We start from the raw sequence: 13,859 nt of genomic DNA, 5'->3' as shown, positions 1-13,859 counted from the left end.
CGTCAAAATCGAACGAGCTTGTCTAATGATAATCGGTGCGACCGGAGGTCGAACATGCGAAGATTCATCGTTTTTGCCGCACTCGGCGCGGTAGTTTTAATCACTTCATCTCATGACGTGCACGCAGCGGACGCCGTGCCGAAGTTTGACATCGCCCGGATCTGCAAGGCAGAGACGGCCGAGACGGTAGGGATCGGAGAGACCCTGGCGTCATGTACGAAGGCCGAGGAGCAGGCCCGAACGCAGTTGGCCGGGCAATGGAGCAAGTTCACGGCGAAAGACAAAGCGTCATGCATCGGCGAGTCCAGCATCGATAGCACGCCGAGCTATGTCGAGCTCCAGACCTGCCTCGAAATGGCCGCTGACGTGCACGCCACGACGGGGTCACGACGATAGCGCTATCGTCCCCTGAATCGCGGCTTCCGCCGTTCCAGGAATGCCGCGACACCCTCCTTATGATCCTCGGTCAGACTTGCCAGCGCGAACTGATCGACGTCCATGTGGCTAGCCAGATCATCGAGCGCGTGCGCGAGGCGGTTGACCGTGAGCTTCGTCATAGCAACCGAGATCGGCGGCTGCGCGGCGACCTTTGTCGCGAGCGCCATGGCGGCCTCAAACGCCTTGCCCGGATCGGCCACCTGCTCCACCAATCCCCATTCATAGGCCTCTGCGGCCGAGATGCGCTCGTCCGCGAGGATCACGGCCTGCTTGGTCCGTGCCGGTCCCATCAGGTGCAGCATGCGCGGCACGCTCTGCCAGCTCATGTTCATGCCGAGCCCGATCTCGGGCACGCGCATATGGGCGTCGCGCGCCATCACGCGGAAATCGAGCGCGACCGCCAGCGCCACCCCACCGCCGATGCAAAAGCCCTCGATCGCGCCGATCGTGACCTGTTCCATGTCCTGCCAGGCCCGCGACAGCCGCGGCCCCAGTTTCAGGTGGCGGCGCAGCGTGCCCATGTCCATGCTGCGGCGCGAACGACCTTCGGCATCCTTGAGGTCGAAGCCGGCGCTAAAGGATTTTGCGCCGCCGGTGAGCACGACGACGGACGTCGCGCCATCATCCTCGAAGCTGCGCGCGGCATCGGTGAGCTGGCGAAGCGCCTCCGGTGACAGCGCATTGATTCCGTCGCCCCGGTCAAAGCGCACGACCGCGACGCGGCCTTCCGGACCCAGGCCTTTTTCGATTTTTATGTATTCAGCCACGATTGCCTCCCTGTCATGGCGGAAATGCTAGCAGAATCCACGCCTCGACAGAGTCGGCTTTTTTCGCCTATCTTCACGCCATGAGCGATCACGATCATCATCACGACCACGACCATTCGGAACTGTCGGAGACCGAGCTGCGCGTGCGCGCGCTCGAGACGATCCTGACCGAGAAGGGCTATGTCGAGCCGGCCGCGCTCGACGCCATCATCCAGGCCTACGAGACCCGGATCGGCCCGCATAACGGCGCGCAGGTCGTCGCCAGGGCCTGGACGGATCCTGCCTTCAAGAAGGCGCTGCTGGAGGACGGCACCAAGGCCGTCGGCTCGCTCGGTCATGTCAGCCGCGTCGGCGACCATCTCGTGGTCGTCGAGAACACGCCGGCGCGCCACAACATGGTCGTGTGCACCCTGTGCTCCTGCTACCCCTGGGAGATGCTCGGTCTGCCGCCGGTCTGGTACAAGGCCGCGCCCTACCGCTCGCGTGCGGTGAAAGACCCGCGGGGCGTGCTCGCCGATTTCGGCGTGACCTTGCCGAAGGAGACCGAAATCCGGGTCTGGGACTCGACAGCCGAGACGCGCTTCCTCGTGCTGCCGATGCGGCCCGACGGCACTGAGGGGTGGAGCGAGGCGCAGCTTGCGGACCTCGTGACGCGCGACTCCATGATCGGCACCGGATTTCCGAACCGGCCGGGAGCGCCGTCATGAACGGCGTGCACGACATGGGCGGCATGGACGGGTTCGGCAAGGTCGAGCCCGAGCCGAACGAACCGATGTTCCATGCCGAGTGGGAAGCACGGGTGATGGCGATGGTGCGCGCGATGGGCGCTGCCGGCGCCTACAACATCGACATCTCGCGCTTTTATCGCGAGTCTTTGCCGCCGCACATCTATCTCGCGAGCTGCTACTACAAGAAGTGGCTGCTGGGGCTCGAGGACCTGTTGCTGGACAAGGGGTTCATTGCGCAAGAAGAAGTCGTAACTGGCCATGCGGTGCAGCCGCCGAAACCGCTCAAGCACGGCAAGTTCGGGCTCGATGACGTCGAACGCGTGATGGTGCGCGGCAGGTTCGGCCGCACGGCGCCAGCGCCGGCAAAGTTCAAGCCGGGCGACAAGGTGCGCGCGAAGAACATCCACCCGCTCACGCACACCCGGCTGCCCCGCTATGTGCGCGGCCATGTCGGCGTGGTCGAGCGCGACCATGGCTGTCACGTATTTCCAGACTCCGCTGCAGTAGAAGCCGGCGAGAACCCGCAGTGGCTCTACACGGTAGTGTTCGACGGAACCGAATTGTGGGGAGCGGATTCGGATCCGACCGTCAAGATTTCGGTCGACGCCTTCGAGCCATATCTGGAGCGCGCCTGATGGACAGCGCCGCAGCCGCGCGCGCCACCGCCGCCGTATCGAGCATCCCGCGCGACGATGAAGGCCCGGTGTTCCGCGAACCCTGGGAAGCGCAGGCGTTTGCGATGGCGCTGACATTGCATGAGCGCGGCCTGTTCACCTGGAACGAATGGGCCGCAGCCCTGGCCGACCAGATCAAGCGCGCGCAGGCAGATGGTGATCCCGACACCGGCGAGACCTATTACCGCCACTGGCTCGCGACGCTGGAACAGCTCGTCGCCGAAAAAGGCGTCGCCACTGCCGAGGCTCTGCACCACTACCGCGACGCCTGGGATCACGCCGCCGACCGCACCCCGCACGGCAAGCCGATCGAACTGCGGCCGGAGGATTTTGCCGGTTAGCGTCGGGCGGCCAGCCGGCCGCCCCTAGAGCATTTTCGGTTCTGATTGAATCAGAACCGAAGCTCTAGATTCTTGTTTTGACGCGTTTTCTTTACGCGAACCGGTATCCACTTCGCTCGAAAACGCTCTAGCTCATTCCCCCCGCCGCGCTCTGTCCACGACCTCCGCCGCCGTGAGCGGATTGGCCGGATGCCATGTCAGGCAGATAGGCGTGCGAATGCGCATCGGGCGCGGAACCGCCTCGGTCGAAAAATAGAATTCCCCGCGGATCAATCGCGCCACGTCCTCCCCGCCGCCGCCCCCTTTTGCTTCGAGGAGGCCGCGAGTAGCCGCGATCGTCGCCGGCGAACTCATGCGACCATAGAAATGAGTGGTGCAGTTCGAGACGATCTTGTTGTCGATGCCGGTAGGCGTCTGCGTCGCAAAGATCATCCCCAATCCGTATTTGCGGGCCTGGGCCGCGAGCGCCAGCGTGCTTTCCTTGCAGGGCGTCGTCTTCTGCGAGGGCGCAAAGTTCTGCGCTTCGTCGAGCACCAATAGCCGGCCGGTCGGGCTCGGATGACGCTTGATCCAGGTGAACAGCGACATCTGCAACTGATTGACAAACGACTGCTTGGCCTCGTCGCTCGCCAGTCCCGAGAAGTTAATGACGGAGATCCTGATGCTGCCCGGATCAGTGCCAAACAGGATTTCGGGATCGAGCGGGACGCCGCGCGATTGCAATAGCGGATTGGTCGCAATTGCTGCCCGCAACAAATTCGCCATACCGGCCGCGAGCCTTGGCGCGCCGTCGATCTGGCTGACCTCCTCGGGAAGCTCCGACAAGGTGTCGATCAACCGCTCCAGGCTTCCGCCGCCTTCCCTCGCGAACGTCCGCAGGGCATCCGCCAAAACCCCCTCCTTCAATTGCGCGTTCGCCCCTCTCGCCCCGATGAACGGCGCCAGCGTCGCACGCGCCATCTCGATCGCCTGGGTGCGCTCGTCCTCGTCGTCACCAAGACCGGCGAAGTCCGGCAACAGCGCCAGCGACATCGGACGGCCGGCGTTGCGGCCGGGCGTCCAGATCGTGACATCGACGTCACGCCCGTACCTGGCGGCTTTGCCTGCGTCCTCCTCGGTCCAGCCATCCGGCGGCGCGGGCCATTGGTCGCCCAGTCGCGCAAGGTCGTTGTTGGTGTCGAGCACGATTGCAGGAATACCCAGCAGCGCGGCTTCCTCAATGATGCGGCGCAGCAGGACGGTCTTCCCAGAGCCGGTACCGGCCAGGATCGCAACGTGCCGCGGCAGGAGATCGGCCGCGAGCTTCGCGGGCGTGCCAGCGGTGCCACGGTCGTAGCGATGGCCGAGCGGGATATCGCGCCGGGCGGCGGTCTGTTGCGGCTCCGGCCCGGGAGGATTGGTCGATGCTGTTGGTCCCAGCATTGGCTTGGGCGACGGCGACGGCGGAGTAGGCGCGCTTGGCGGTGGCGCAGACGGCAGGAACGCAGGCGGCGCAAGGCCTGCCGCACGGAACAGTGACGTCTCGAACAATGGCTTGCTCTCGCGTAGCCAGGCATCGAACCCCTCCGGCTTTCGCTCCGCCATGGCGTTGAGCGCCATGAAGGTCCGCAGATCGTCGTCGCTGAGAGCGACGAACTTGCCGCCGGCCTGTTCAAACTTTTCGACCAGCTGCTTGGTTTTCGCGCCGCTTGGAGCCGCATTCTTGCGCAGAATAAACAGATGCCTAAACCCAAGTGCTCGATCGACGCCGGAAGCTGTCATTGCCGCACGCAGGCGGCCTTGGAATGCGATGGCGTTTGCGTGCGAAATGATCCGAAAACAGTAGTGCTGTTCGCGGTCAGCCTCACTGCGGAAGGTGAACGTCAGTCGTCCGTGCAGCGACGGCCGGCGCTGGTCGGGATCCCGTTGCGAGACGACATCGATATCGTCTGGAAGCTCGAGCTGCCTGGCATAGATATTCAGCATTTCCGCCAGAACGGCCGCCAACCGCTCTTCGTTGTCTGGATCGAGCAAGGGCGCGACCACTGCGGCGCGCTGTTCCCGCCCAAACACGTCCTGTAGACCGAGATGCAACTTCAGTGATGGCAGCGGCTCCGTGTTGCTGAAAGTCTTGCAGATCACCACTTTGCCCGCGGCGATACAGCGCCGCCGATGATCTTCGCACGCTCTTAGCAATTGGCGCGGAGAGAATCCTATCGCCGTCTCGAATGCTTCGGGCGCAAACGGCCAGGTTTCGGAGGGAGGCGAAAAACCCGCGGTCGCGTAAACAGGCATCAGGCGAGCGGCGACCAGCATCTGCGCCACCTGGGGCTGCGACAGCGCGTTAAGACGGGTTGGCGAACGATAGCGTGCGTCCACCGCGACGGTCGCGCGTGCCTTCAGCACCTCCCAGGACACGTCGAGGCTCGAAATGACCGTTACGGCTCGCTGCTTTACGTCGTGAAGGCCCATCAACCCTTCAACCAGCTTTTCGATGATCGATTGAGTCTCCAATTGCTCGTCGCCGGAGGTCGCATACGATTGCGGCCTTTCGAGATGCGCTTGGCTGACGATTGCATCGATCTGATCGATCGCGATCATCGTTGGCCCAACAAGGCTCAACAGCCATGAAATGCCACGCACGATTTCAATTGCCGGCTTACGCAGCGCCACAAAACCAAGGTCACGTAGATCTGCTGCGTCCAATTCCATACCTTGCAACCAGGCATGGGCAATGCTGGCGCATTCCAGGTCGTCGGAGATCAACAGCACGAGCGCGCGTACAACATCGCTATGCTGCAGCGCTTTCGGTCGATCTGTTTGAGTGAGCGCTGTGATGAACGTCTTGACTAACTCAGGTATCAACTCGCGTGGCCGCCCTCTGTAGCGCGCGGCGATCGCACTCAATTGCGACTGCACCTTCAGGAACGAGGTGAGCTTGTGCATAAGCCGATGATATTGCGTCTGACGCTCATCGACCTTGATCTGAAGTGAGTTGAGAAAGCCGAGTGCCGCCGATGCCCAAAAATCCGTAACGCCAACAAGATCGATCAGAATGAATGTATTGTCCCCCGCCCAAACCCGCCGTCTGAGTTCCCCGATGAGATGGGTCTTGCCGTGCCCTGCCGCGCCGAGGATGACACGTCCAACCGGTTCGTTCTCGGGTTCCGGATCGCGCGTGCCCTTGAGAAAATACGTCATGACGTCCTCAAGGACGTCCTGGTGAAGCGGCACGCTATAATGTTGATCGCGCCAGACGCTTCGCAACTGACGCGTCCAGTTGAAATCGACTTCACGCAAAATATCTAATTCGGTCATTACGCTGATATCCAGATGATATGCCTGGGTTCGTTGCCAATCTGCAGCGAAGCGGCGCGGTCCTCGTCTGTGACGTCGGGGCGATAGTCGAGCTGCATCAATGATGCCTCGCCGTCGCGGACCATCTGCATCAGTGCAGAGTCCACCTGTTGGCGGTCGAGGTCAGCAAGACGCGGGCGCAGGTCGCGGAGCAGCAGGCGACGATCAAAACCTCCTGCAACCTCCTGATACGCCGCCCGAATACGCTCGCGCAGCTCGGCATGTTCCGGCGGGTGTTGTGCAGCCGGTTTGTCGGGAGACGGAACGGATTGATCGAGGAATAAATCAGACAGACGAAAGCCACGTACCTGCAAAAAATGAGATAGGCGTGTAAGCCATGCTCGAAGTACGAAGGTACCGCCAAAGTTTTTTTCCGGTAATGGTTCATTCAGGTGCTGCTCAGCCCAATCCCAGCCCTTGTCAGTGGTGCTGAGCCAAATCGCCCCGTTTTTTTGTTTTGTTTTGTGGATCAAACCCAGCTTCAAGAGCGCTTCGCGCTCGGCTTTTTTGATCTCTGGCTTCAATTTTCCGCCATAGGCCTCGCCGCCCTCCCCCAACAACGCCCACATCGCAAGCGCCTGTTTCTCCGCATTCTTCTGTTCGCGGGTCCTGGGCGGATGTTTGGTCGCGACGCCTCGGTCTTTTTCTACCTGATTAGTCGGTTTATTTTTCTTCGCCACTGCTGCCTCGCTCATTTGATCCGGCCGCGGCAAAGCCGGACGATGTCCCGGATTTTCTCAACCGCTTTCCCGACGTCCTGCGCAACCTCGTCGTTGGCAAGACGCAGGACCGTGTATCCACTCAACGTAAGCTCGTAGTCGCGATTCCGATCCTGGATGAAAGCGGTGCGATTGCCGTGGCTGCCATAGCCAACCAGCTCGATCACCATCCGGCCCTGCGTCCAGACGAAATCCACCTTCGGCCGTGAACCGCGAATGGTCTCGATGAACTGGTTGCAATCGAACAGGCGCGCCAATTCCTGGTCGGCGCGCAGTGCTTTCTCAAGGCGCTGCTCGATCTCGCTGAGCGGATGTGGTGAACCCATCCAGGGCGCGAGCCAGACCGTTTCAGCTGAAGGCGCTGGTATCTCTGTCTGATCAACCTGCTCTTCCACCACAAGCACGCGGGCGCCGTAGAGGATGCGGTCGAACGGAGGTCGATGTGGCGGCAGCGCGCGAAACAATGCGACCACAACGCATTGGGTGAGCTGAGCAATCCATTCCAGCGTGTACACGATGGCGGCAGGGTTGGAATCCGCGCAGGCCTGCTCGGCATCGATGACCAATGCCAGGCCGTGCCGGCTGATCGCGAGCGCAAGCTGCGCCACTTCGACCTCGGCAGGCACGTTCCGAACGAGCGGACGTCTTTGATCCAACGCAAGTTTGGTTGCAGCCTCCGCCCAAGTCATCTGTAAGTCACGGATATCGGCCGCAGCGCGGCGCACGATCGCAGATGCGGCGAGTTGACCCAGTGCGTCAGATCGGCATCCAGAAAAACTGACGTCAGTGAACCAAACGGGCCATAGCCGGTGTGCAGTGTCTGCAAGCTGATCCGTCAGTTGTTGAACCGCGGCCTCCGTCGTCTGCGCCCGTGACAGCCGCGTGAACAACGCACGACGAGAATCCGACTTGGCCTCGAGCTGATCTATCAGACGGCCGAGCATGGCTCCGTCCAGCCCGGCGAGAACCAGTACCGTTCCCGGCGTCGCGTTCAATACGACGCGGCCGATTGAATCTTGTGTAACGGTCTCCCCAGCCACGGTCGATCAGAGCCAACAAAAATACCGTTACAACCGGACCGCGAACGTCAAGTATGACGATCACAAGACAAAACGGCCGATAAATGCGGTGAAAAAAGGTAATCGATTAGTTCGGTAGCCTGCCCCATTAAGAACAACACGAATTCATCTCAATTTCAAATTGAATACAGAAAAATTTTGAAATAGCGTCGCGAAATCCCAACGGTGGGAGTGAGGGGGATATAATGTCTGAAGTTGTCTCTTTTGGTAATATTGTGAATTCGCTTCGCTCTGTGCGCAACGAATACAACGAGCATCTGAAAGCCGTTCCGCAGTATTCGGCTTTCCTGCTGGTGGAAAGTTCGACGCAACAGGTCGCTGATACCTTGCAGGGTCTGGCGGCCGCGCAGTCGATGGCTGCGGAAGTCGTTGAAGCATTGGAAGCCGCGAAGGCGAAGTGTCAGCAACATCTTGCAAGCGTCCCCGAATTCCGGGCGCTGCTCGCGATCGACAAGCTGATCAGCGATGTCTCGGCAGACCTCGGCCTGCAGACCGTCACTCAACCGCAGACGCAGACCGAGCAGGCTGCACCAGAGTTGAATGCGGCAGAGTTGAATGCGACGTCGGCATCTGCCGAGCCCGAAACGACGGCGGCGGATCAGGTTGTCGTTGCGGAAACAGCGCCGGCTGTCCATGCCGAAGCTCAGCCGGAGATCACACCTCATATCGAGACTGCAGAGCAGATTGCCGCGCCCCTCGCCACGGCTGCGTCACCCGACGTGCAGGCCGAGCAAGCGTCCGCGGACGCTATTTCGCAGGTGCAGAGCGCGCTCAGTTCTATGGAAGATTCAGCGGAGGTAGCGAGCTCCTCCAGCTCACCCGAGGCGGCGGAAGGCGCGCCGACCGATTTAAATCCGCCGGGCGGCGTCGCGACAGAGCCCCATTCGGACAGTTCGTCGCCGCCACAAACATTCGAAGCCGAAAAGGCCGCCTAGAGGATCGCTTCCACTGTATCAATGCCACGCTCGAAAGAGCGTGGCGTTTTTATTGGCCTGTACGGCGTGCCGCATGGATCAACGCGACTTAACATCTCGTTAACTCTCATTCGGTTACCAATGCCTTAAAGGCAGAGGGAGCCGAGTCGATGATCGAAGACGCCGTCGCCAAGATCCAGGCTATCGAGCAAGCGCTGAAGGGCAAGACCCTGGTCCAGCTGCAGGCGCGCCTCACCATCCGCGGCGGCCTGAAGGAGCTCCGCGACATCTCCGCTCAACTTGAGCCGATTAAGGTTGCAGCAGGCGACAGGCGCTCACCGGTATACTAACGGCTTTACGGGCGCGAGACGGCATCACGCTCCGCATATTCCCGCCATCCCTTTTCTCGCAGCGTGCACGCCGGGCATTCGCCGCAGCCGTAGCCCCAGTCGTGGGGCGCGCCGCGTTCGCCGAGATAGCAGGTGTGAGAGTGTTCGCGGATCAGGTCGACCAGGCCAGTGCCACCGAGCTCATGGGCGAGCTTCCAGGTCTCGGCCTTGCTCAGCCACATCAGCGGCGTGTGCAATTGGACATCCCTGGCCATCCCGAGGCTGAGCGCCGACTGTAGCGCCTCGATAGTGTCGTTGCGGCAATCAGGATAACCGGAATAGTCGGTCTCGCACATCCCGCCGATGATGTGGCGGATGCCGCGCCGATAGGCCAATGCGGCCGCGAAGGTGAGGAACACCAGGTTGCGGCCAGGCACGAAAGTATTGGGTAGGCCATCCGCGCCCATCGCGATCGCGACGTCGCGCGTCAGCGCCGTGTCGGAGATTTCGGCGAGCGTCGGGATTTCCAGCGTGTGGCTCTCGCCGAGCTTTGACGCCCAGTCCGGTTGCAGCGCCTTGATGCCGGAAACCAGCCCCTCCCGGCACTCGAGCTCGATCGCGTGGCGCTGCCCATAGGCAAAGCCGAGCATTTCGACGCGCGCAAAATGCTTGAGCGCCCAGGCAAGGCAGGTGGCGGAATCCTGGCCGCCGGAGAACAGCACCAGCGCGGTTTCGGTCGAGAAATCTTCGCTCATGGCGCGCGCTTTAGCACCGCCAGCGACGGCGGCCAACCGGTGGAAATCGGCATATTTCGGCGCGTTCCGCTGGGATCGGGACGTTGCTTGCGGCATAAAGCGGGACAAGCAGAATTCTGGTGCCCCGCATGACCCCTTCCCGCGATATTTCACGCCTCCTTGAGATCATGGCGGCACTGCGCACGCCGGTGACCGGGTGCCCCTGGGACCTCGAGCAGAACTTTGCGACGATTGCACCCTACACCATCGAGGAAGCCTATGAGGTGGTGGACGCCATCACCCGCGACGACCTCGACGATCTCAGGGAAGAACTCGGCGATCTCCTGCTGCAGGTCGTGTTCCACGCCCGCATGGCGGAGGAGCGGAACGCCTTTGCGTTCGGCGACGTCGTGGAGGCGATCACCAGGAAGATGATCCGCCGGCATCCGCACGTATTCGCCGACAAGAACGGCAATCTTGCCCCCTCCCACGTCAAGGAAGTCTGGGATCGCATCAAGGCTGAGGAGAAGGCCGAACGTGCGGCTCGCCGCCCGCCGGAAGAAGCCGCGCACAAATCGTTGCTTGCCGGCGTCAAGGCCGGCCAGCCTGCCCTCGCGCGCGCCATGGAATTGCAGCGCAAGGCCTCGACCGTCGGCTTTGACTGGAACGACCCGCGCGCAGTGTTGAAGAAGATCCGCGAGGAGGCTGACGAGATAGAGGCGGCACTCGACGGCGCCGATGCCGATGAACTGGCCGAAGAAACCGGCGACCTCCTGTTCGCGGTGGTCAATCTCGCGCGGCATGTCGGCGCCGATCCGGAAACCGCGCTCCGCGGCACCAACGCCAAATTCGAGCGCCGCTTCGCCTATATCGAGCGCGCGCTGGAGGCGCGTGGCCGCTCGCTGCAAGACGCCTCGTTGGAGGAGATGGACGCGCTGTGGAACGAGGCGAAGTCCGGCGAACCGCGCTAACGGTTCACCAGATCAGCATCTACCAGACGGTCAGGCGAGTACTGGCTCGATAAATCGTGAGAATACAAAGCCATCCCTCACGCCGTCGCCCTCGAGGTCTACAAGTGCCCAGCGGCCGCTCGACACATCATCGAACGCCAATACATCGAGTGTCGTACCATCCTCTAATGACTTGATGATCGGAAACTCGGCACCTGGGCCGCCTCGAAGCTTGAGGTCGGTGCGAACACGTACAACATAGGGCCCCAGCGGCATGGCCACTATCGGTGCCCCATCCTCCAGCTGGTTCTCAACTACGCAGATGAGTTTCGGCCCGATAGCGGACTGATCAAGCAAGCCGTTTGCCCGAAGCGCAAAGCGTTTCCTGCCGACTGTGCCCGAACCTCCCGAGAGAAATTCATTGCCGCCGATCGTGAGCGCATGGCGCACACCGTTGGTGGTTTCGAAGTCCACCACAATGGCGCTGTGGGATGGGTAGCCTGTATGCGTCCGGGCAAAATCGAAGCTAAGGGAGCCTCCGCTTCGATTGTGATGAATCAGATCACCCAGTTTCGGAGAATATGCGCTGATCGGATGTCCTCTGAACACGCCGCGGTCGGCGTCCGCGTTTGCAATGGCCGCTTGAACGAACACGGAATGGCTAAGATTGAATTTGAACTGATCCCGTGTTGCGCCGGATTGCTTGACGCAGAACGAAATAAACGCTGCCGACCAAGCATTTTCGTCGCGGGTCGGGTCCAGGTTTCGACTCCCTCCTCCCGCCTCGTAATAGTCGGCGATCCGTCCCCGCAAGGGTTGGTTACCCTCGTTGATCCCACCGAACCGGTCGAACTCGTCCTTAGCGACGGTTATGATTGAGCGCATGTTGTTTCCCGAAGGCCCCTGCAATGCGATGCACCCAGTCCTTCAGAGAGACATTGGTTGCAGAGCCAAAATGAGCTTGGGACCAAGGCGCTGCAGCAACCAAGACCGGGAGCAATCGACCAGTGAAATAAAATTTTGCGGCAATACAACTTTAGGATGATGATATAGATATTCCTTTCCCAACGACGGTTCAAGCACAAATTGTCGGGAGAGCTAAAGTGTCACGCCACGTGCGGCACGGCATCGAAGCGTGACACGACGATATCGCGCTTGGTCTCGTCGACACGCACGGTCATGTCGAAGCGGCCGTCATGCAGCTTCTTGTCGAGCACCTCGGAATTGCGGTGCAGCCAGCTGATGCCGGCACCGTCGGAGGCGTCGATCGACAGATCGAGCGTCATGCGCTTTGCCGCCAGCCGATCCTCGATTGCGGCGAGGAGTTCGTCGACTCCCTCCCCGCTCCAGGCGGAGACCAGGAAGGCCGGCCGCTCCGGCGGACGGCGGGCAGCGATGTTGTGCAAGTTCGCGCGCTCTTCGGGATCGAAGCGGTCGATCTTGTTCCAGACTTCGATGATGCGCTGGCCGCCGTCGGCATCGGGATCGATCCCGAGCTGGCGCAGCACTGTCTCGACGTCGCGCTCCTGAGCCTCGGCATCCTCGTGCGAGATGTCGCGGACGTGAAGGATGAGATCGGCTTCCAGCACCTCTTCCAGCGTGGCGCGGAATGCCGCGACGAGTTGCGTCGGCAGATTGGAGATGAAGCCGACGGTGTCCGACAGCATCGCCTTGCCACCATGCGGCAGATGCAGCGCGCGGAGCGTCGGATCGAGCGTCGCGAACAGCATGTCGGCGGCCTGCACATCGGCGCGGGTCAGCCGGTTGAACAGCGTCGACTTGCCGGCATTGGTGTAGCCGACCAGCGCCACCACGCGGTACGGCACACGCTGGCGGCCGGCGCGGTGCAATCGCCGCGTCGCCTGCACCTTCTTCAGTTCGCTTTCGAGCTTGGTGATGCGCTCGCTGATCAGTCGACGGTCGGCTTCGATCTGGGTTTCGCCTGGGCCGCCCATGAAGCCGAAGCCGCCGCGCTGGCGCTCCAGATGGGTCCATGACCGCACCAGGCGACTGCGCTGGTAATTGAGATGCGCGAGCTCGACCTGCAGCGCGCCTTCCCTGGTCTTGGCGCGCCGGCCGAATATCTCCAGGATCAGGCCGGTGCGATCGAGCACCTTCGTGTTCCAGGCCTTCTCGAGATTGCGTTGCTGGATCGGCGACAGCGCGCAATCCATCACCACGAGCTCGATGTTGTGGCCGGCAACGAGGCCGGTGATCTCCTCGACCTTGCCCTTGCCGAGATAGGTCGCCGGCCTGATCTGGCTGACGGGGGCAATCACGCTGTCGATCACCGTGAGGTCGATGGCGCGCGCAAGCCCGGCCGCCTCCTCGATCCGTCCCTCGAAGTCGCGCACATCCATTTGCGCCTCAGCCTCGCCGCGGCGCATGCGCATATACGGGCCGATGACAATCACCCGCCCGCTTTCAATTCCCTCCGCCGACCGTGGCCGGTCGGCGGCCCCTTCACGATTACGGGGCTCCAATCAGTTCACTCTCAACCCTGTGTATCCTCACCGCCTTCAAACAACTGGATCGGTGCGCCCGGCATGATGGTCGAGATCGCGTGCTTGTAAACAAGCTGCGAATGACCGTCCCGCCGGAGTAAAAGGCAGAAATTGTCGAACCAGGTGACAATGCCCTGCAGTTTCACGCCATTCACCAGAAAGATCGTCAGTGGCGTCTTGGTCTTACGAACATGATTTAGGAAGGTGTCTTGTAGATTTTGAGCGCGGTCTGCCGCCATTTTTTTTGTCCCGCCGTCTTGTGGTTCTTCTTATTGGAATGTTGGGACCGGTTGGAGCCCTCTGACGGAGCCTTTCCCCGGTCGCCGGCCTGTCCTGAGTTCCCCCT

General features: G+C 61.5%; 15 protein-coding genes. 7 read left to right on the top strand and 8 right to left on the bottom strand.

The window, feature by feature from the left end:
- Positions 1-54 precede the first annotated feature (54 nt).
- Complete coding sequence (locus tag K288_RS49395) at positions 55-396, top strand: hypothetical protein (protein WP_051334332.1); 342 nt, start codon at positions 55-57, stop codon at positions 394-396.
- A gap of 2 nt (positions 397-398) precedes the next feature.
- Here K288_RS49395 and K288_RS0103700 read toward each other — a convergent pair whose 3' ends face one another.
- Positions 399-1,205: an enoyl-CoA hydratase/isomerase family protein gene (locus tag K288_RS0103700; protein WP_027578359.1), complete on the bottom strand. Its 807-nt coding sequence runs from the start codon at positions 1,203-1,205 to the stop codon at positions 399-401.
- An 80-nt stretch (positions 1,206-1,285) separates the two neighbouring features.
- Here K288_RS0103700 and nthA point away from each other — a divergent pair, with 80 nt between their 5' ends.
- The 3 genes from nthA to K288_RS0103685 are packed head-to-tail and all read left to right on the top strand — an operon-like array spanning position 1,286 to position 2,948.
- Complete coding sequence (nthA, locus tag K288_RS0103695; RefSeq protein ID WP_027578358.1) at positions 1,286-1,912, top strand: nitrile hydratase subunit alpha; 627 nt, start codon at positions 1,286-1,288, stop codon at positions 1,910-1,912.
- On the top strand, positions 1,909-2,568 hold the full coding sequence (nthB, locus tag K288_RS0103690) for a nitrile hydratase subunit beta (protein ID WP_027578357.1): 660 nt from the start codon (positions 1,909-1,911) through the stop codon (positions 2,566-2,568). The genes nthA and nthB overlap by 4 nt, the downstream gene beginning before the upstream one ends.
- On the top strand, positions 2,568-2,948 hold the full coding sequence (locus K288_RS0103685; RefSeq protein ID WP_027578356.1) for a nitrile hydratase accessory protein: 381 nt from the start codon (positions 2,568-2,570) through the stop codon (positions 2,946-2,948). The genes nthB and K288_RS0103685 overlap by 1 nt, the downstream gene beginning before the upstream one ends.
- 132 nt (positions 2,949-3,080) lie before the next feature.
- Here K288_RS0103685 and K288_RS0103680 read toward each other — a convergent pair whose 3' ends face one another.
- From K288_RS0103680 to K288_RS44530, 3 genes are read right to left on the bottom strand one after another with little or no spacing between them, the layout of a single operon-like run.
- Complete coding sequence (locus tag K288_RS0103680) at positions 3,081-6,245, bottom strand: ATP-binding protein (RefSeq protein ID WP_027578355.1); 3,165 nt, start codon at positions 6,243-6,245, stop codon at positions 3,081-3,083.
- Positions 6,245-6,979, bottom strand: a complete 735-nt coding sequence (locus tag K288_RS0103675) for a hypothetical protein (RefSeq protein WP_027578354.1) — start codon at positions 6,977-6,979, stop codon at positions 6,245-6,247. The genes K288_RS0103680 and K288_RS0103675 overlap by 1 nt, the downstream gene beginning before the upstream one ends.
- Entirely contained in the window at positions 6,976-7,947 is a 972-nt protein-coding gene (locus K288_RS44530; protein ID WP_152535360.1) for a DUF559 domain-containing protein, read from the bottom strand. The genes K288_RS0103675 and K288_RS44530 overlap by 4 nt, the downstream gene beginning before the upstream one ends.
- A 320-nt stretch (positions 7,948-8,267) precedes the next feature.
- On the opposite strand from K288_RS44530, the gene K288_RS49390 reads away from it, so the two are divergent.
- Both K288_RS49390 and K288_RS0103660 read left to right on the top strand, forming a co-directional pair.
- Positions 8,268-9,017 carry a hypothetical protein gene (locus K288_RS49390; RefSeq protein ID WP_152535359.1) on the top strand — a complete coding sequence of 250 codons (750 nt, stop codon included), beginning with the start codon at positions 8,268-8,270 and terminating at the stop codon, positions 9,015-9,017.
- A 149-nt stretch (positions 9,018-9,166) separates the two neighbouring features.
- Complete coding sequence (locus K288_RS0103660) at positions 9,167-9,346, top strand: hypothetical protein (RefSeq protein ID WP_027578353.1); 180 nt, start codon at positions 9,167-9,169, stop codon at positions 9,344-9,346.
- 5 nt (positions 9,347-9,351) lie between these two features.
- Here K288_RS0103660 and queC read toward each other — a convergent pair whose 3' ends face one another.
- Entirely contained in the window at positions 9,352-10,080 is a 729-nt protein-coding gene (gene queC, locus K288_RS0103655; protein WP_027578352.1) for a 7-cyano-7-deazaguanine synthase QueC, read from the bottom strand.
- 128 nt (positions 10,081-10,208) lie between these two features.
- Between queC and mazG the strand changes: the two genes are divergently transcribed.
- On the top strand, positions 10,209-11,030 hold the full coding sequence (gene mazG / locus K288_RS0103650; protein ID WP_027578351.1) for a nucleoside triphosphate pyrophosphohydrolase: 822 nt from the start codon (positions 10,209-10,211) through the stop codon (positions 11,028-11,030).
- A gap of 30 nt (positions 11,031-11,060) precedes the next feature.
- Here mazG and K288_RS0103645 read toward each other — a convergent pair whose 3' ends face one another.
- The 3 genes from K288_RS0103645 to hfq all read right to left on the bottom strand — a co-directional run bounded on the left by K288_RS0103645 (position 11,061) and on the right by hfq (position 13,752).
- Positions 11,061-11,894, bottom strand: a complete 834-nt coding sequence (locus K288_RS0103645) for a DUF2272 domain-containing protein (protein ID WP_027578350.1) — start codon at positions 11,892-11,894, stop codon at positions 11,061-11,063.
- 221 nt (positions 11,895-12,115) lie between these two features.
- Entirely contained in the window at positions 12,116-13,492 is a 1,377-nt protein-coding gene (gene hflX / locus K288_RS0103640) for a GTPase HflX (protein WP_027578349.1), read from the bottom strand.
- A gap of 11 nt (positions 13,493-13,503) precedes the next feature.
- A complete protein-coding gene (gene hfq / locus K288_RS0103635) occupies positions 13,504-13,752 on the bottom strand; it encodes an RNA chaperone Hfq (protein WP_027578348.1) in 249 nt (82 codons plus the stop codon).
- Positions 13,753-13,859 lie beyond the last annotated feature (107 nt).

The sequence above is a fragment of the Bradyrhizobium sp. Ai1a-2 genome (assembly GCF_000426245.1).
Lineage (GTDB): Bacteria > Pseudomonadota > Alphaproteobacteria > Rhizobiales > Xanthobacteraceae > Bradyrhizobium.
The sequence above is the reverse complement of the archived record's forward strand: the minus strand, read 5'-3'. Positions and strand labels throughout refer to the sequence as shown.